The organism is Tateyamaria sp. (assembly GCF_059783535.1).
Genome location: NZ_JBYNDP010000087.1, coordinates 1 through 16,897, shown reverse-complemented (window position 1 = coordinate 16,897; position 16,897 = coordinate 1). Strand labels below are relative to the sequence as shown.

Annotated in this window: 18 protein-coding genes; 9 read left to right on the top strand and 9 right to left on the bottom strand. The window is 58.9% G+C overall.

Annotated features, from left to right (window positions below):
* The coding region (locus AC6RA8_RS15535; RefSeq protein ID WP_500353725.1) for a DUF4139 domain-containing protein at positions 1-1,344 on the top strand (1,344 nt) is incomplete at its 5' end.
* Positions 1,345-1,774: 430 nt separating this feature from the next.
* Here the strand turns inward: AC6RA8_RS15535 and AC6RA8_RS15530 are convergent.
* From AC6RA8_RS15530 to AC6RA8_RS15520, 3 genes are read right to left on the bottom strand one after another with little or no spacing between them, the layout of a single operon-like run.
* Positions 1,775-2,086, bottom strand: a complete 312-nt coding sequence (locus AC6RA8_RS15530) for a P-II family nitrogen regulator (RefSeq protein WP_500353723.1) — start codon at positions 2,084-2,086, stop codon at positions 1,775-1,777.
* Between the two features lie 3 nt (positions 2,087-2,089).
* The gene (locus AC6RA8_RS15525) at positions 2,090-3,067 is read right to left on the bottom strand and encodes a sodium-dependent bicarbonate transport family permease (protein WP_500353721.1); all 978 of its coding nucleotides are present in this window, start codon (positions 3,065-3,067) and stop codon (positions 2,090-2,092) included.
* Positions 3,068-3,091: 24 nt separating this feature from the next.
* Positions 3,092-3,742, bottom strand: a complete 651-nt coding sequence (locus tag AC6RA8_RS15520; protein WP_500353719.1) for a carbonic anhydrase — start codon at positions 3,740-3,742, stop codon at positions 3,092-3,094.
* Between the two features lie 209 nt (positions 3,743-3,951).
* Between AC6RA8_RS15520 and AC6RA8_RS15515 the strand changes: the two genes are divergently transcribed.
* The 3 genes from AC6RA8_RS15515 to AC6RA8_RS15505 all read left to right on the top strand — a co-directional run bounded on the left by AC6RA8_RS15515 (position 3,952) and on the right by AC6RA8_RS15505 (position 6,508).
* Complete coding sequence (locus tag AC6RA8_RS15515; protein WP_500353717.1) at positions 3,952-4,296, top strand: hypothetical protein; 345 nt, start codon at positions 3,952-3,954, stop codon at positions 4,294-4,296.
* A 74-nt stretch (positions 4,297-4,370) separates the two neighbouring features.
* Positions 4,371-5,741, top strand: coding sequence for a leucyl aminopeptidase family protein (locus AC6RA8_RS15510; protein ID WP_500353715.1), 1,371 nt, complete (start codon positions 4,371-4,373; stop codon positions 5,739-5,741).
* A complete protein-coding gene (locus AC6RA8_RS15505; protein ID WP_500353713.1) occupies positions 5,738-6,508 on the top strand; it encodes a C40 family peptidase in 771 nt (256 codons plus the stop codon). The genes AC6RA8_RS15510 and AC6RA8_RS15505 overlap by 4 nt, the downstream gene beginning before the upstream one ends.
* Before the next feature lie 89 nt (positions 6,509-6,597).
* On the opposite strand, the gene AC6RA8_RS15500 is transcribed toward AC6RA8_RS15505, so the two are convergent.
* The gene (locus AC6RA8_RS15500) at positions 6,598-6,945 is read right to left on the bottom strand and encodes a DUF2794 domain-containing protein (protein WP_500353726.1); all 348 of its coding nucleotides are present in this window, start codon (positions 6,943-6,945) and stop codon (positions 6,598-6,600) included.
* A 115-nt stretch (positions 6,946-7,060) separates the two neighbouring features.
* Here AC6RA8_RS15500 and paaI point away from each other — a divergent pair, with 115 nt between their 5' ends.
* Both paaI and paaK read left to right on the top strand, forming a co-directional pair.
* Positions 7,061-7,495 (top strand): hydroxyphenylacetyl-CoA thioesterase PaaI, encoded by a 435-nt coding sequence (gene paaI, locus AC6RA8_RS15495; protein ID WP_500353711.1) that lies wholly within the window; start codon positions 7,061-7,063, stop codon positions 7,493-7,495.
* Positions 7,492-8,784: a phenylacetate--CoA ligase PaaK gene (paaK, locus tag AC6RA8_RS15490; protein WP_500353709.1), complete on the top strand. Its 1,293-nt coding sequence runs from the start codon at positions 7,492-7,494 to the stop codon at positions 8,782-8,784. Before paaI ends, paaK begins: the two co-directional genes overlap by 4 nt.
* 9 nt (positions 8,785-8,793) lie before the next feature.
* Here the strand turns inward: paaK and AC6RA8_RS15485 are convergent, their stop codons facing one another.
* From AC6RA8_RS15485 to AC6RA8_RS15465, 5 genes are all read right to left on the bottom strand, one after another.
* Positions 8,794-9,336 (bottom strand): inner membrane-spanning protein YciB, encoded by a 543-nt coding sequence (locus AC6RA8_RS15485; protein WP_500353707.1) that lies wholly within the window; start codon positions 9,334-9,336, stop codon positions 8,794-8,796.
* Between the two features lie 131 nt (positions 9,337-9,467).
* Positions 9,468-10,559, bottom strand: a complete 1,092-nt coding sequence (locus AC6RA8_RS15480; RefSeq protein WP_500353705.1) for a polysaccharide deacetylase family protein — start codon at positions 10,557-10,559, stop codon at positions 9,468-9,470.
* Between the two features lie 12 nt (positions 10,560-10,571).
* Positions 10,572-11,417 (bottom strand): penicillin-binding transpeptidase domain-containing protein, encoded by an 846-nt coding sequence (locus AC6RA8_RS15475; RefSeq protein ID WP_500353703.1) that lies wholly within the window; start codon positions 11,415-11,417, stop codon positions 10,572-10,574.
* Positions 11,418-11,722: 305 nt separating this feature from the next.
* Positions 11,723-13,381: a Y-family DNA polymerase gene (locus AC6RA8_RS15470; RefSeq protein WP_500353701.1), complete on the bottom strand. Its 1,659-nt coding sequence runs from the start codon at positions 13,379-13,381 to the stop codon at positions 11,723-11,725.
* Positions 13,382-13,453: 72 nt separating this feature from the next.
* On the bottom strand, positions 13,454-14,071 hold the full coding sequence (locus AC6RA8_RS15465) for a TetR/AcrR family transcriptional regulator (RefSeq protein ID WP_500353699.1): 618 nt from the start codon (positions 14,069-14,071) through the stop codon (positions 13,454-13,456).
* 137 nt (positions 14,072-14,208) lie between these two features.
* On the opposite strand from AC6RA8_RS15465, the gene mbfA reads away from it, so the two are divergent.
* From mbfA to fghA, 3 genes are all read left to right on the top strand, one after another.
* Complete coding sequence (gene mbfA, locus AC6RA8_RS15460) at positions 14,209-15,183, top strand: iron exporter MbfA (protein ID WP_500353698.1); 975 nt, start codon at positions 14,209-14,211, stop codon at positions 15,181-15,183.
* 28 nt (positions 15,184-15,211) lie between these two features.
* Positions 15,212-16,135 carry an AEC family transporter gene (locus tag AC6RA8_RS15455; protein WP_500353697.1) on the top strand — a complete coding sequence of 308 codons (924 nt, stop codon included), beginning with the start codon at positions 15,212-15,214 and terminating at the stop codon, positions 16,133-16,135.
* Between the two features lie 100 nt (positions 16,136-16,235).
* Positions 16,236-16,897: S-formylglutathione hydrolase (gene fghA, locus AC6RA8_RS15450; protein ID WP_500353695.1), on the top strand; the 662-nt coding region annotated here is incomplete at its 3' end.

The window sequence follows — 16,897 nt, the reverse complement described above, 5'->3', positions numbered from 1 at the left end:
CGCACCCCTGAATGGGTGGCCGCCAAGGCTGCATTGGACGAAGCCACCGAAGCCTTGGCCCTCCTTGACGACAAGATTGCACTGGCGAGGGCCTCGGCCCAAGCGGCGCAGGATCAGATAGACTTCTTAAACGGTCTGACGGTTCCCGAGGATACAGCGGCAGATGTGGATATGCTGCGGGCCATTGGGCAATTGATTGCAAGCGATGGAACCGCAGCACGCGCAGCCATGCGAGGTGCCGAGGTCGAAGTACGGAAATTGCAACGCGAGCGGCCCGACCTCGAGTTCGCCGTCGCCCAGGCGCAGGCAGTGCTTGATGCCGTAACGCCGACCAACACGGCGCCAGCAACGCTCGCGTTGAATGTAAGCGTCCCGCAATCGGTCGAAGCAACACTCGATCTGTCCTACATCACTGGCGGGGTGTCTTGGGCACCAACCTATGCCTTCGATTTGGTCGACGAGACATCCCTATCCATCGCGCGCAGTGCCGTCATCTCGCAATTCACCAACGAGGATTGGACGGACATTCAGCTAACCTTGTCCACGCTTGAACCTTTTGCTCAGTCCGAGCCCAGTCAGTTGTGGCCACAACTGCGCCGGATCGAGGATCCTGTGACCCAGAAACGTGAACTGTTGCGGATACAGTCCGACAGCCCGCGAGCCGCCGCAGAACCCAAAATAGAATCACCTGTCATTGTCCAAGAGGCTGCCGCCACCGCGAACTTCGAAGGCATCAGCGTAACCTATACGCTACCCGCCCCCGTTACGATCCGTGCGCAGAGCGAAGAACTTGAAATCGCGTTGGACACCTTGTCCATGGATGCCACCCTGAGTGCACGCGCGATCCCGCGCTTTGACGACACCGCATTCCGATTGGCAAACGTCACCAATACCAGCACTGAAATCCTGCTGCCGGGGCGGGCATTGCTGTATGTTGACGGGCAGCTTGTCGGCAACACACAAGTCGGAGTGCTGCCTCCAAACGCCGAAGCGGATGTCTTCTTTGGCCGCATCGACGTTTTGCGCCTGACCCGCACCGTGCTTGACCGCAATGAAGGCGATCGCGGGATCATCTCACGTTCGAACGAGGAAACAGAAGACGTGCGGATCGAGGTGGAGAACCTGACAAGCCAAGCTTGGGACGTGACCTTGCGTGACGTCGTTCCCTATTCGGAACAAGAGGACCTTGTCATCGATTGGTCCGCCTCACCTGCGCCGGACGTTAGCACGGTGGACGATCAGCGCGGCATCCTTGAATGGCAACTGGCGGTACCTGCTGGGGAAACACAAAGCATCGCGATCAGAACCGAACTCACCTGGCCCGAGGACAAAGTGCTGCGCTAGAGCAGTTCAAGCGACCTTATGCGCTCAGCTTAATACGACAAAGCCACTGCCCGAAGGCCAAGTGGCTTTGGCAGATGTATTGAAGTTTAGCGAAGTGACGCGTCAACCAATTGTCTGATTTCGAACAGTTTTCGAAATCGCAGTGATGTTTTCAAGGCTATGCCGGTTCCGGGAAAGAAATCGGTAACTTCGCTTTGAGAGAGTGATCCTGCGCAGGTTGATGGCGGGACAGCGCCGCAAGATCGACCACGACAACCGAAGTCGACCTTGGCGAGCGCATCACATCTTCGACGGCAGCGCACTCTGTGCTGGATCGTCGAAACAAGACTTCTGTGCGGCGAAAGAACCGGTGAATTGGTGAGCGGCGCGCGGATGAGTGAGGTAACGAGTGGATTGGGCGGTGCATCCGACGAGAGGCATCGCCCCTTTTTTAGAACCGCTCGGCCCTGAGCACTTCGCAATCACCGACTGTGACAATCCCGATATGTCTTTCGACCACGGCAAAAGCCGCATCCAACAATGCGTCCAATCGCTCCGGCCGGATGACGCAGATCACTTGCACCATGCCCGTTCCGCGGCTCACCTGACCCTCACGGCTCCATGTACCGGACTGACCTGACCCGCCCAGAACTGGCAGTACGGTCCAACCAGTCACACCTGCCTCCGTCATGGCATCCGTCAATCGGCTCTGCATCACCTGTTCGATGATGATGGCAACGCGTTTCGCCTTGTGCGTTTGCATGGCTTATCCTCCGGTCAGCGCGCTGGCGACGGCGACATAGATCGGAATACCCAGCGTCAGATTGAATGGAAACGTGACCCCCAACGACAGGGTCAGGTAGATGGACGGATTGGCTTCGGGCAAGGCCACGCGCATCGCAGCAGGCACCGCGATGTAACTGGCGGACGCGGACAGGACCATAAACAATGCCACACCTCCAGTGCTAACGCCCAACAAAAGCCCCGTAAGGCAGCCGAACGTAGCGCCGACCAGAGGCATCACTACGCCAAAGGTCAGCACACCAGGACGCAACACACCCGATCCACTGCGCAGGCCGCGCCCCGCAACCAGCCCCATGTCCAACAGGAACAGGCACAACACGCCCTGAAAAGGCGACACGATAAACGCCTCGATCTTTGCCAGCCCGTCCGTGCCGGTGATCCAACCAATCAAGAAACTGCCGACCAGCAACACGATGGACCCGTTCAACAGGATCTCGCGCATCAGTTCGGGGTCCATGCGACGGTTATCCCCACCGCGAGAGATCAGCCACAGGGCCGACAAGATCGCGGGCGCTTCCATAGCCGCGGCAACGGCCACCATGTACCCTTCGGCGGCAATTCCGCTGCCTTCCAGAACCGAGGAGGCCGCAACAAAGGTCACAATGGAAATCGAGCCATAGTGGGCAGCCACCGCTGCTGCATCCAGGCGGCTCAGGTTTCCCATCACCTGCAACAAACCAAAGGCCACAATCGGCAAGGCCGCCGACAACACGATCCCGGCCAAAAGCGAGGCCGCCAGCGTTCCATCAATGCCGTGGTCAGCCACGCTCACGCCACCTTTGAAACCAATGGCGAACAGCAAGTAGATCGACATGCCCTTGGCCACCGCCTCGGGAATGTTCAGATCCGACCGTGCCAAGGATGCGGCCACGCCCAGCGCGAAACTCAGGATGATGGGCGACAACAGGTTTGTTGCCGCCAGGCTCAGGATTTGCTCCAAATCTGCCCCCTCGGGTGTCCCGGCTTACACCGGTTGGAAATCAAGCGTTTTGCCCATGAATTGCTTCAACCCGCCCTCGGCAATGTCTGTCCAAAGGCCGTGAATGCTCAAAGAGCCATTGTTCACCCGCTCTTCGACGAAGGGGAAAGACATCAGATTCTCCATCGAGGTCACGACGGCCAACTGCTCAAGCCGTTCAGCTTTGTCCTCGGGGGTTTTCATATCCGCCACTTCGGGGAACTTCGGACGCAGGATATCCATCCAGCGGCCGACAAAACTGCCCTTTTCTTCCAGCTCGGGTGCCCGACCTTCACACATATCGATGCAACCCTGCACGCCGCCGCAGCGGGAATGGCCCAGCACAACCAGATGCGCGACTTCCAGAACGTTGACGGCATATTCGACCGCCGCCGATGTGCCGTGATGCTCTCCATCAGGCTCAAATGGCGGCACCAGGTTCGCAATGTTGCGGTGGATAAAGAACTCGCCCTGATCCGCTCCAAAAATCGACGTCACATTCACGCGGCTGTCGCAGCAGGAGATAACCATGGCGCGCGGACGTTGCCCTTCGGTCGCAAGGCGTTTGTACCAAGCCCCATTCTCGGCGTAGGTCGTCGCCTTCCATCCCTGATACCGCTGCAAAAGGAAGGTCGGAAGTGGCTTTATCCTGTGCATTTGCGTCCCCGGTTCATCTGGTCATTGTTTGTCTGGCAGGGTGACTAGCCCGAATTCTTGTCAAATTCGAGCGAAAAGACCGACCCATCATAACGATTTGGGAAGAGTGTTTGACCCATAACGAACCCAAGCCGTGGGGGCATACCGACTTTTGGGTGAGTAGAGGTGACGTTTTGTCGACAGTAACACAAATTCAGTTGCATGAATCGGTGCAGGTCAACCATGACCGCCTGAATGCGCTTTATGGGGAGATGGACCCCGCGAATGCGGAAGATGTCGTCTGCCGTGCGATGGAAGAGTTGGCTTTGCGTATGGCGCATTGCGATCGGCTGTACCGCAACGGTGAGTTGGACGATCTGCGCCGCGCAGCCAAATCCATGATCGCTATCGCCGATCAGATTGGCATGGACGTGCTGGCAGCGGTCGCGGGTGACGTTGTTCGGTGTGCGAAGGCGCGGGATCAGGTGGCGCTGGCCGCAACGCTTGGTCGCCTTATGCGCACCGGAGAAGGATCCCTAAGTGCGATCTGGGATTTGCAGAACATCACGTTGTGATCTGTACGACCACTTGCGGCAGCAACCAAACAGTCTAGGCTCTGCGCGACACTCGACGCAGGACCTTCACCGTTATGACCCTCAGCTTTGCCAAGCCAGATGACGCAAGCCGCCCCATCCATGTTCTTGATGAGATTGCGGCGCCCAATTGGCTGGAAGTACAGCCCAAGTCTGTTCAGGATTGGGCGACGGCACACGACTTCAAGGGTGCGTTGGGGCAAGCCTTGCTTTTTCCAGATGATGCAGGGGCGGTCATTGGCTACGGCAATGAACAAACACGCGCACGCGGTCGTTTTCATCTGGCCGCCGGTGCCGCCAAGTTGCCGGCAGGGACGTACAGTCTTGTCTCCGACCTTGATGCCGACGCCCTCGCCACCGAAGCCCTTGGCTGGCTGTTGGCCAGCTACCGGTTCGACCGGTACAAGGACCAGCCACCTATGCGTGCCCATCTGGTCGCACCAGACGGCGTAGATGCTGCACAGATAGAAGCCATCGCCAATGGCGAAGCGCTTAGCCGGACGTTGATCAACACGCCTGCCTCGGACATGGGTCCGCCGGATCTGGAACAAGCCGCCCGTGATCTTGCATCCTCATTCAACGGGCAGGTGAGCGTTACAGTTGGTGACGACCTGCTGACGCAGAATTTCCCGATGATCCACACCGTTGGTCGGGCCGCAGACCGCGCTCCGCGACTGATCGACATGACGTGGGGCACCACCGGCCCGAAACTCACCCTGGTGGGAAAGGGGGTCTGCTTTGACACAGGCGGCTTAAACTTGAAGCCCGGTGCATCCATGGGGCTGATGAAAAAGGACATGGGCGGGTCTGCCGCCGTACTCGGCCTTGCGCACATGATCATGGCAACCGGTCTGGCAGTCCAGCTGCGTGTCCTGATCCCGGCGGTGGAAAACAGCGTGGCGGGCAACGCCTTTCGCCCACAGGATATCCTGACCAGCCGGAAAGGGCTCACGGTCGAGATTAACAACACCGATGCCGAAGGACGCCTGGTTCTGGCCGACGCATTGGCATTGGCGGATGAGGACCATCCCGACCTTATCATCTCCATGGCGACGCTCACCGGCGCGGCGCGCGTGGCCGTCGGGCCAGACCTGGCCCCCTACTACGCCGACGACACCGATCTCGCTTCTGCCCTCGAAACTGCCGCGCACGCTACCGCCGACCCGGTCTGGCGCATGCCCTTGCACGCGCCTTACGAGGCCATGATCGAACCTGGTATCGCCGACCTCGACAACGCGCCCAAGGGCGGGTTCGCAGGGTCGATCACGGCGGCCCTCTTCCTACGCCGCTTTGTGGATCAAAGCCGCTACATGCATTTCGACATCTACGGCTGGCAACCCAGCGCTGCACCCGGCCGCCCCAAAGGTGGCGTGGGTCAGGGCACGCGTGCGCTGTTTGCGGCCCTGCCGGACATGTTGGGCCTATGACGGATCGGCGAACCACCCCTGATCCGCGTCTGGTGGACGGAACAAGGCCGGGGCAAATCATCGTGCCCCATGTGGACCTGCTGGCACGGCCGAACGGCCCCCGCGACCGGCAACTGATCGGCGGCGCGACGCTCACTGTCCTCGGCAACAGCGACAACCACGCCTATGTACGCGCCGATCTTGATGGCTATGTCGGATTTGTCCACACCACTTCACTCGGCCACGTCACCGACCCTACACATATCGTCACGGCACCCGCCGGACATGCCTACTCAGACGCCAACATCAAATCGCCGGAAACAGCCAGCCTGACGTTCGGAACAAGGCTCACCGCCCTCTCCGACACGCCGGATTTCATCGAAACTAGCTTTGGCCACGTCCCAAAGTCACAGATCTCTCGTCTACCCTACACCGCAGACGCCATTCAAACCGCCCGTGCCTTTCTAGGGACACCCTATCTGTGGGGCGGCAATACACGGGCGGGTATTGACTGTTCCGGCCTCGCTCAGATCGCACTGTCGACGGCAGGCATACCATGTCCTGGCGACAGCGACCTACAAGAGTCCGCGTTCTCAGACGCCAGTGGGCCACACACACCCGGGGATTTGCTGTTCTGGAAAGGTCATGTCGCGCTTGTGACCAGCCCAACCCACATGATCCACGCCAACGCTTTTCATATGGCCGTGGTTGAAGAGCCTATTGCCAACGCCATAAAGCGCATCGCACAACAAGGCGACGGCGATATTAAAAGCCGCAAACGCCCCTGATCGTATTCTGATCCGAAACACCATCGTGGAATTCGAAGGGGAGACAGTCCCGCGTCCGCAAAGCGTGAATGGTGTCCGCGCAGCGGACCTTATTCGACGGCGCGGATCAGCTTGCGTTCCAACACGCGCAACACCGTCTTCAGGTCCTGCCCCCGACGCAGCACCTGACCATCCATGCCAATCACCGCATACATGCCTTGCTTGCCGCGCAACTTCGGACGCTTCTCGATCCGGTACATCGGGTTCTCAGCTGTCCGACGAAACACCGAAAACACCGCCACTTCGCGCAGGCAGGAAATCCCGTAGTCGCGCCATTCACCAGCGGCCACCATACGGCCATATAAGGACAGGATCACAGACAACTCAGTCCTGTGAAAGGCCACCTGCGGGCTCGGCATCTCGCGTAGGTTTGAGGGGGAAGGCGTGTGCAACGTCATGCCGCCACAGTTGCGCGAGCCGCTCACAATTTCAAGAGCCATGGCAACACGCTTGAAAGCGTTACAGAAGCGAGGCAAAGTCGCGGAAGTCTGAAACGCATGGGGAGGATGCCGGATGACACCACAAGAACGCGCCCAGCGCTGCGCCGACGCCATGTGGGCGACAGATGAGGCCAGCCAGGCGCTTGGCATGCGGATCGTGCACATCGCGCCCGGTGCGGCGACTATCACCATGCAGGTGCGCAAACATATGCTGAATGGGCACGGCATCTGCCATGGCGGCATGATCTTCACGCTGGCTGACAGTGCCTTTGCCTTTGCCTGCAACACCTACAACCAGATCACGGTCGCTCAGCAAAACCAGATCACCTACCTTGCGCCGGGCAATGCCGACGAGTTTCTGACAGCCACCGCCGCAGAAACCGCCCGCCACGGCCGCTCCGGCACCTATGATGTCACCGTGACTGGTGCGGACGGGCGCCAGATCGCCTTGTTCCGCGGCCTGTCCCGCACGATCACAGGCACTCACTTCGACGAGGACCCGACATGAAAGATCTCACACCCGACCGCAGCACGCTCGATCCCATCGAAATCGCCAGCCGGGACGAGATTGAGGCCCTGCAACTCGACCGTCTGAAATGGTCCTTGAGCCACGCCTACACAAACGTCCCGCACTACAAGGCCGCCTTTGACGCAGTAGGCGTGCATCCGGACGACCTGACATCGCTCAGCGATCTGGCAAAGTTCCCCTTCACCACCAAGCAGGACCTGCGCGCAAACTACCCGTTCGACATGTTCGCAGTGCCGCGCAATCAGGTGAAACGCATCCACGCCTCCTCGGGCACCACGGGTCAGCCCACAGTTGTCGGTTATACGGAAAATGATCTGGCGAACTGGGGTCAGGTCGTCGCTCGCAGCCTGCGCGCAGCGGGGATGCAACCCGGGGACCTTTTGCACAACGCTTATGGTTACGGGCTGTTCACCGGTGGGCTTGGCATTCACCTCGGTGCCGATGCACTTGGGCTGACCACCATCCCCATCTCGGGCGGTATGACTCCCCGACAAGTCCGCCTGATCGAAGATTTCAAACCCAAGGGGATCACGGTCACACCCTCTTACGCCCTGTCTGTTCTCGATGAATTCAATACACAGGGTCTCGACCCACGGGCATCATCCCTCGAGGTCGGCATTTTCGGCGCCGAACCGTGGACCAACGCCATGCGGACCGAGATTGAACAGGCCTTCGATATGCACGCCGTCGACATCTATGGTCTGTCCGAAGTTATTGGACCCGGCGTGTCGATGGAATGCGTCGAGACCAAGGACGGGTTGCATATCTGGGAAGATCACTTCTTCCCCGAAATCATCAATCCTGAAACGGGCCAACCCGTGGCTGATGGCGAAATTGGCGAGCTTGTCTTTACCTCACTGACCAAGGAAGCGTTTCCGATCATTCGCTACCGCACCCGCGACCTGACACGGTTGCTGCCGGGCACTGCACGCAGCATGCGGCGAATGGAAAAGGTCACGGGACGCAGCGATGACATGATCATTCTGCGCGGCGTCAACGTCTTCCCCACGCAGATCGAAGAATGCCTGATGGCCTCGCCCGGCCTCGCCCCGCATTTCCAGATCGAACTGAGCAAACCCGGGCGCATGGACCAGATGCGCGTGCTGTGCGAGGCTTCAGATGCCAGCACAAACCGCGTGGACGCCGGGAAAAACCTGGCCAGCCGGATCAAGCAAACGATCGGGATCAGTGTCGCCGTAGATGTGGCCGATCCGGGTCAGGTTGAGCGATCACAGGGCAAGGCAGTACGGATCCTGGACAAAAGATAGAGGGTGCGCTCAGGCCTCGGTCTCTTCAATCCAATACCAGTATGCCACCGACCACGTTGCCAACCAGATCAAGCCAAACAACGCCGGGTCAGACAGCACGTTATAAATGGCCCACTGATCAGTGGTCAAAGCCCGTCGCGCCATCTCGTTCGCTCCGGCCGACAGCAGCGTGATCGCAATCCACGCGGCATGCAACACATGCCAACCCTCCGGCTCAATCTCCAGCGCATGGCCCAACGTACGCTCCAGCAAGCTGGGGCGCGCAAGTGCACCTACGGCAAGGATACCCGCGAAAGCAATGGCCCCCACAGTCGGGCGGATCAAAACGAATGTCTCGTCGTTCAGTACAATGCCGAAGACGGTCAGGATCAGGGCAAGAACCAGCGTCGACACCGCCAACCACGGAACACTGCCATCCCACCGCCATCGCACCGCAACAGCCAGTGCTGTTGCCACAACGGCCAAACCTGCGGCCCACAACAGCCCGCCAATCACGTGCCCCAGCAGAAACGCGGCACCGGGTAAGAGTTCAAGAATAATGCGGCGATCCATTGCAGCGATAAAGGCACGCAGCAACACTGCTACAAGATGCAAAGAAGCAAATCGGCTCTGTGTTTGATTTTTTAATCGCCCGTATTCCAGATCCGCTGGCAGATAATCGTTTGTTTTTTCGCGGAACAACCCTACTGGCGGGGCAACAGACCACTCTCAGCAAATCGTGCTCTCAGGGCTTCCTCCTCTTCCCCGGGCGACACCAGTTGCCTGGGATGCGCACCTTTGGCATGGGCAATGGCGGCAACGCGACCCTGGCCGTTGAACTGCGTATCCGGGCGCTCATCTGCTATGGGGTCGGTATAGGCCTCCGCCACTGGGATAATCTCCCACCCGTCACGCGTCAGGATCTTGGCCAATTCATCGACAAACAGGGCTGCCAAGTCGTTTTCGTGCAGCAGAAGTATGTGGTCCGGATGTCGCCTAAGCGTCTCCACAGCCAACGCTTCGTAAAACTCGATCGTCTCTAAAAGAACTTCAACGTAGACTTGTTCAAGCTGATCCATGTCGATCTGGTGGCCCGCTTCAATGGCTTCCGTCACGAGTGCCTGCATGTACCAGTCATAGGTGTCGATGGTAACATAACCGTTCGAAAGGCCACGCGCCGTCAATCCGTCGACCACGTTCAGCCGTTTTTCCCGTGTGTTCCCCTCATCCAGATACGGGTAGCGAAAGTAGGGTTGAACACTGTCAAAGGAGGTCAGGATTTCGGCGGCCAGATCAATATCGGCAAGATAGTCCTCCGCCTCAGTCTCACGAAGCCAAGGATGAGTGTGCGTATGATTTGCCAGCACATGACCAGCGCCGGTATAGGCTTTCACACGCGCAGCGCCATCGGGATTTTGAACAAGTGATTGGGTAAGAACAAAAAATGCAGCACCATGGACATCTGCTGTATCCAGCGCCGCGATCAAGGCGTCCGTTCTATCCTGACCGCTCAAAAGCGGGCCGTCGTCCATCGGCGCATCATCGAAACTGAAGGCGATGCGGCGTGTTTCTTCGGCCAAAACCACGCGTTCACAGCACAGCATAGTCAGAGCCGCAAGGCAGCCGGTGCGTAGAAGGCGTGTTGCTCCGGTCCAGCGGGCTTTGGCCCACGGCTTCCAAGATGTCTTTGTCACAATCACCATGGCATCCTCCTGCAAACCCGTTGCGATACGGACCAACTTGGCGCGGCACACGTGGTGCGCCGGGTCAGCACGGCGCGTGGCGCCGTGCTCCATCAGCAGATGTCCTCACTGGCAATCGAAAGCGCCAATTGCCTCCAACACGGCGGTGGATGTCGTGATGCGCAAGTCGCGAAAGGACGAGTCGGGCATGTCCATGTTCAGCGCGAACACATAGGTGTCTGAACCGCACCGCACCCAACCGGCATTCCAGCCGATGTCCATGATATCAGCTCCATGGCGCCAGCCTGTCTTGCTGTACATGGTCCACCCATCGCCCGCGTCCGTCTGCATAATCGCATCAGCCGCGGCGTAGGTTGTATCAGAGAGCGGCAAGTCACGTTCGACCAGACGGTGCAAGAAATTGACCTGCTCCGCTGCCGAAACCAGCAATATGTCCTGCAGCCAGTAAGTGGTCAGTGTTGCCTCGCTCCCGATATTGGCATTGCCGTAGTCGAACCGATCCAGCCATTCCGCCATGCCCTCGGCGCCAACGCTCTGCACGATCTCCTGATAAACCCAGACGGCCGAAACCTGAAAAGCTGACGTCAAAGTTTGGTCGCGGTTCCACGCATCGAGCCAGCGCGACTTGCCGTCCCATTTGAACACCGTATCCGGCGCGGCCACACCGGTTTCCAGTGCGATCAGCGTGTGCGGTATTTTTGATGAGGACGCGGGCGAAAACCGTTCCTCAGAGCGCTCTGCATTGCTGACCCAGACTTGTCCGTCCGACAAGCGTTGAACCACTACGGTCGATGCCGCTGCTTCAACGCCATTGCCCTGAACAACCTGCGATATGTCGATTGGTTCGGCGGCACTGGCCCCCGCGCCCGAGAACGTCAAAAGAAAGCTTAAGATCGTAAAGATACGCGCCATAAGACACCCACCTGTTCGGTTGGTTAGAATACTGCTCATTTTTCATTTCCTTATTGCACAAACTCGAACAAGACTTTGAATTTGTGATTTTTTACAAAGACATGGGCGGAAACGCATAGGTCAGAAATTTGACTTACGGTCCACAGCCGCATGCCTTTTTGGTATCAAATTCAACTGCCGATTCGACAATCCACTTTCTGAGCGCGATCGTTCCGTGAGCCAGAAACCGCGCAACGATCTTAAAGCGTCCGTCCAAACCACTCGAAGCGGTTTGTGAGTATGGCGGAGCAAGTACCGGTTCCGAAGGTAGACAGTCTTGAAAGGTGGTTAACGCCACTCTGGGCTCAAGCAAAAGACCCCTGACAAAACCACCCCGGCGACATTGCAGCGCCATGCGCATAGAACAACCACAGCCGCTGCCCGTCCTCTGTATCAGCGATCCAGTAGTCACGGGTGCCTGACCGCCAGTTCGGGTCGTCGAGCCACCACTCCGGTGCAATCCGTTCGGGACCAATGGCGCGGTGCCGCTTCAAATCCATACCGCGCCACCGGAATGTCTGGGGCAATTCGGGCGTGGCAGGGGCGTGCACAGGCTCGGGGTGCCATAACAGCAAAGGCCGCGGATTGGTCGGTCTTGGCCAGGGTCCCTTGTGTGGCTTCGACCAGGCGGCCGCCATGATTTTATGGGACTTCTCGGGGATATGACTGTCCGCCGGTTCAAAGCGCCGGATCGCGTCCAGCCCAACGCGCGCCCCCAATCGCCCCATCAGATCATCCAGGGCGTTGGCATTGTTCAAGCGCGCCTGCACCGCCGCGCCCGCCTCGCGGTGGCCGACGGGCATAGCGTCATGTACAGGCTCGACCTGCACAGCCAACAAGCGGATCATATCGATGCCAAAGCCGGCATCGATATCCTCGATCTTCATCTCCAGTAACGGTCGGATGCGATGCGGATCATGGCTGGGACGGGCCAGACCCACCTCAACAGTCTCGACCGCATGGTCACTCCGATAGGCTTGCAGCATGACCTGCCGCACACCTTTCCCCTTGTCCTCAAGCATCTTGCAAAGACGAGGCAATACACGGTCTATGGCTGCCATCACATCTTCGACCAGCCCGATGGGATCAGGCAAGGTCATCCGCACGGCAAAATGATCGGGTGGCTTGGCCGGCGACACAGGCTCTGGCGCGCTGCCCATCGCCTGATCCAACCGCAAAACCACCCCACGCCCAAAGCGGCGCGCCAGTCCGGCGCGCGGTTGACCCAGTAAATCCCCAACGCGACGCAGCCCAAGGCGACCCAATTGTGCTGCCATATCAGGCTCTAACCGCAGGGCGGCAATGGGTAAGGGGGACAGCGCAGTATAGGTTTGACCCGGTTGTGCAATCCGCCGGATATCCGGGGCTTGGGCCGTAACGGCAGGGGCAGCCCCACCCTTGGTCCAGTGCCGCCGCTTGCCCGCACGCGACCGCGTGGCACGGGCCTCCTGATCAATGGAATCCCCTGACCGATCCGACCCCGTTGCCTTGCCTGCATAACGCGCCAAGGCCCAAGCCGCACCGCGCGTATCAGCCAACCCCATCAACACGCTTAGCCCCAGATCAGTGCAATCATCCTGCACGACCTGCATCAACTGCTCTTCCCCTCCGAACAAGTGCGCACAACCAGTCAGGTCCACCACCAGTGCATCCCCATCCTCGGGTGCAACCCATGGGCTAAAGCGGCCCGCCCAGCGCTGCAACGCTTCCAGAAACTGTGTCTCGCCCTGCGGGCTCCGGGGAAATGTCAGCAGCCCCGGACACATGGCATGGGCATCACGTACTGGCTGCCCAATCTGCAAACCATCCGCCTGCGCCATCCCGTTTAAGGATGTAATGACCTGCATGTTGTGATGTTCTTCAACCACAGCCACAGGCCGATCCCCCAGCATGGGTTGGCGGCGGATCAGACGCTCGGCCCCCAGCCGGGGGAACCAGATGGACAAGATACGGCGGTTGGACATCTATGTTCTACATTTGTTCCACTCCTGAATACGCTGAGTCGCCTGTCGGAGTCGAGCGATCAGATCTGGAGATCAGGTGCCGTAGCGGGCCAGAAACGTCCGGACCGCATTGTCTACAACCCGGTCAATATCTGCGTCCGACACTGTATCAATCACCCCGAACATCAGGCGTGGCCAAACATCAGCCTTGCACAACTCGCCAAACTGGTCGGCAGCCAAGGTAAAATCATCGATATCGAGGTCACCGCGTTCAACCGCAGCGCGGAAATACTCACCCATCACGGCCCGCATACGTTCAGGGCCGGACTTGTAGAAGGCGCGCCCAATCTCTGGAAAACGATCCGACTCTGCAACGCATATGCGAAAAATCTGCTGCCCGAACTTCGATGTGATGAACCGCAAGAAATGCTTACCGGCCTGGCACAACACGTCTCGTGGGGCGGCATTCATATCAATGAAATCAACCGCAGACTGGCTTTGCCGCGCGCATTCCATGTTGGCCACTTCCATGAACAACAAGCGTTTGTCGGGGAAATAGCTGTACAACGTCGCCTTGCTGACCCCAGCAGCGCGCGCAATGTCATCCACGCTGGCACCTTCGAACCCATCCACCATGAAAACGTCACGCGCACCGTCCAGCACCTGGTCAAATTTCCGGCCCTTGCGGACGATGGGGGTTGCGTCGTTCATTGAGATTCCCGCGTGAGAGACACCGCACAATATAAACTGTTCCGTTCAGTTTCTATAAAAAAACGACAAACGGCATTGCATCATCCATCAGAAGCGCTTTCATTGTTTAGAACCATTCTAAACAATTGAGACGCCCCATGCGCTTCACGACCCAACGCAAACGCTTCAGCGAATTGTCGGAACAAGAGGTTCTGGCCCTCGCCATTTCCTCCGAGGAAGACGACGCACGCATATACCGAGGTTATGCCGAACGACTGCGCACAAACTATCCTGCAAGCGCAGCGATCTTTGAGGAAATGGCACGCGAGGAAGACAGCCACCGTCACCGCCTCATCGATCTGCACCGCGACAGGTTTGGCGAAACGATCCCGTTGATCAGGCGCGAACACGTGTCTGGCTACTACGCGCGCAAACCTGTCTGGCTGGTTGAAAACCTGAGCCTTGCGCGCATCCGCTCAGAGGCCGAAGCAATGGAGCGCGATGCAGAACGCTTCTACACCGCTGCCGCCGCCCGATCATCCGATGCGGCGACCCGGAAACTGCTTGGCGACCTCGCTGCGGCCGAAGCTGGCCACGAAGCCAAGGCTGAAACACTGGAGGCCGCCCACCTTGATCCCGACACCCGGACAGAAGAGGACGACAAGGAACGGCGCCAGTTCATTCTGACCTATGTGCAGCCGGGCCTTGCCGGTCTGATGGATGGCTCCGTTTCGACCCTCGCGCCCATCTTCGCAGTGGCCTTTGCGACGCAGGACACTTGGACCACGTTCCTTGTGGGCCTGGCCGCATCCGTGGGTGCAGGCATCTCGATGGGGTTTACCGAGGCAGCATCCGATGATGGTGAGCTCTCGGGACGCGGTTCACCAATCAAACGCGGCTTTGCATCAGGCATCATGACAACGGTCGGCGGTCTTGGGCACGCGCTGCCCTACCTGATCCCCGACTTTTGGACCGCCACCATCACCGCAATCCTTGTGGTGTTTGTCGAACTGTGGGCCATCGCATGGATTCAGAACAAGTATATGGACACACCGTTCTGGCGCGCCACACTGCAGGTGGTCGTGGGCGGCGCCCTTGTTTTTGCGGCAGGGGTGCTCATCGGCAGTGGATAGCCGACACGACACGCGCTATTGCTGACCCATGCTGCCGATCCTGTTGAAGACCCTGCCCTTTTTCGCCCTGATCGGCCTTGGATACTGGGCCGGGCGCACGCGGTTTTTCACGGAAGAGGCCACCGCCTACCTGACCAAGTTCGTGTTCTATTTCGCGCTGTCAGCAATGATCTTCCGCTTTGCCGCCAATCTGGAACTGGCGCAGGTCTGGGACGGCCGTTTGGTTGCTGCCTACCTGTGGGGCACAGCCTTCGTATACGGTATTGCAACGTTGGTCGGCTTCTTGCGAGGCCTCGACGTACAAACCAATGCCGTCGAAGCACAATGCGCCGTAATCGGAAACGCAGGCTTTCTCGGCCTGCCGATGCTAGCGCTTCTCTTTGGCCCGCAAGCCATTGGCCCGGTCATGCTGGTGCTGGCCACCGACCTGATCATCTTTTCCAGCCTGATTGTCATTCTGATCACCGTGGGCCGCGATGGGCGCATGTCACCGGCGATCTTCAAGACAATTGGTCTTGGCCTGATCAAAAACCCAATGATCGTCGCCATGGCGCTCGGCCTGACGTGGTCCGGCCTTCAGATTCCAATCCCTGACCCAATGAATGATTTTCTTAGCATCTTGGGCGGTGCAGCCACACCCGGCGCCCTATTTGCCATCGGGGCCTCGCTGGCCTCGAAATCAGCGGAACGCATCCAGATCGCGGGCTGGCTCAGCTTCTGCAAATTGGTGCTGCACCCTGCATTTGTCGCGTTTTCCGCAATCTTCCTGTTCGGCGTTGAACCTTTTGGCGCGGCCATGATCATCGCCTGCGCCGCTATGCCGGTCGCAGGGAACATTTACATGCTCGCGCAGCACTACGGCGTTGCGCCACAGCGCGTCTCGGCGGCTATCCTTGTCTCAACCACACTCAGCATTGCCACCCTAACAGCGGTCATTGCATGGATCAGTTGATCCATCTTCATTTCGCCAAATAAACCGCCGCCGGAGGCTCCCGAAACTTGCCGCACGGCCCGCCGCCGGATAGCGATAGAGCAACGAAAGGATCACGCCCATGGAAACCAAATCCGAAAACGCCTGCTTTGGCGGCACCCAAGGGGTCTATTCCCACGCCTCGTCCGCCTGTTCATGCGACATGACTTTTGGCCTGTTCATGCCGGAAGAGGCCAAGGAAGGGCCTGTACCGCTGCTGTGGTACCTGTCGGGCCTGACCTGTACACACGAGAATGCCATGACAAAGGCGGGCGCACAGGCTTGGGCGGCCGAGCACGGTATTGCTCTCTGCTTTCCCGACACCTCGCCACGCGGCGACGATGTGGCGGATGACGATGGGTACGACCTGGGCAAAGGCGCGGGCTTCTATGTGAACGCGACCGAAAAGCCGTGGGCGCCACACTACCGCATGTGGGACTACGTGATGAATGAGTTGCCCACTTTGCTGGGTGAGCATTTTGCCCTCGACATGGACCGCCAATCAATCACCGGGCACTCCATGGGCGGACATGGCGCACTGACCATGGCGATGTCCCCGCGGGGACAGTTCCGGTCGGTCTCCGCCTTTTCGCCCATCACCAACCCCACAGCCAGCGATTGGGGCCGCAAGCAGCTGACAGCCTATCTCGGGACGGATGAAGAGCTATGGTCGCCACACGACGCAACCATGTGCATGCGTGATCGCGGTTTTGATGGGCCCATGCTGATCGATACAGGCACCAA

Bases quoted from the DNA above. Each gene is read 5' to 3' on its own strand.
- AC6RA8_RS15530 (WP_500353723.1), bottom strand. From the start codon at position 2,086: ATGCAAACGCACAAGGCGAAACGCGTTGCCATCATCATCGAACAGGTG.
- AC6RA8_RS15520 (WP_500353719.1), bottom strand. From the start codon at position 3,742: ATGCACAGGATAAAGCCACTTCCGACCTTCCTTTTGCAGCGGTATCAG.
- AC6RA8_RS15510 (WP_500353715.1), top strand. From the start codon at position 4,371: ATGACCCTCAGCTTTGCCAAGCCAGATGACGCAAGCCGCCCCATCCAT.
- AC6RA8_RS15505 (WP_500353713.1), top strand. From the start codon at position 5,738: ATGACGGATCGGCGAACCACCCCTGATCCGCGTCTGGTGGACGGAACA.
- AC6RA8_RS15500 (WP_500353726.1), bottom strand. From the start codon at position 6,945: ATGACGTTGCACACGCCTTCCCCCTCAAACCTACGCGAGATGCCGAGC.
- paaI (WP_500353711.1), top strand. From the start codon at position 7,061: ATGACACCACAAGAACGCGCCCAGCGCTGCGCCGACGCCATGTGGGCG.
- paaK (WP_500353709.1), top strand. From the start codon at position 7,492: ATGAAAGATCTCACACCCGACCGCAGCACGCTCGATCCCATCGAAATC.
- AC6RA8_RS15485 (WP_500353707.1), bottom strand. From the start codon at position 9,336: ATGGATCGCCGCATTATTCTTGAACTCTTACCCGGTGCCGCGTTTCTG.
- AC6RA8_RS15480 (WP_500353705.1), bottom strand. From the start codon at position 10,559: ATGGAGCACGGCGCCACGCGCCGTGCTGACCCGGCGCACCACGTGTGC.
- AC6RA8_RS15475 (WP_500353703.1), bottom strand. From the start codon at position 11,417: ATGAGCAGTATTCTAACCAACCGAACAGGTGGGTGTCTTATGGCGCGT.
- AC6RA8_RS15470 (WP_500353701.1), bottom strand. From the start codon at position 13,381: ATGTCCAACCGCCGTATCTTGTCCATCTGGTTCCCCCGGCTGGGGGCC.
- AC6RA8_RS15465 (WP_500353699.1), bottom strand. From the start codon at position 14,071: ATGAACGACGCAACCCCCATCGTCCGCAAGGGCCGGAAATTTGACCAG.
- mbfA (WP_500353698.1), top strand. From the start codon at position 14,209: ATGCGCTTCACGACCCAACGCAAACGCTTCAGCGAATTGTCGGAACAA.
- AC6RA8_RS15455 (WP_500353697.1), top strand. From the start codon at position 15,212: ATGCTGCCGATCCTGTTGAAGACCCTGCCCTTTTTCGCCCTGATCGGC.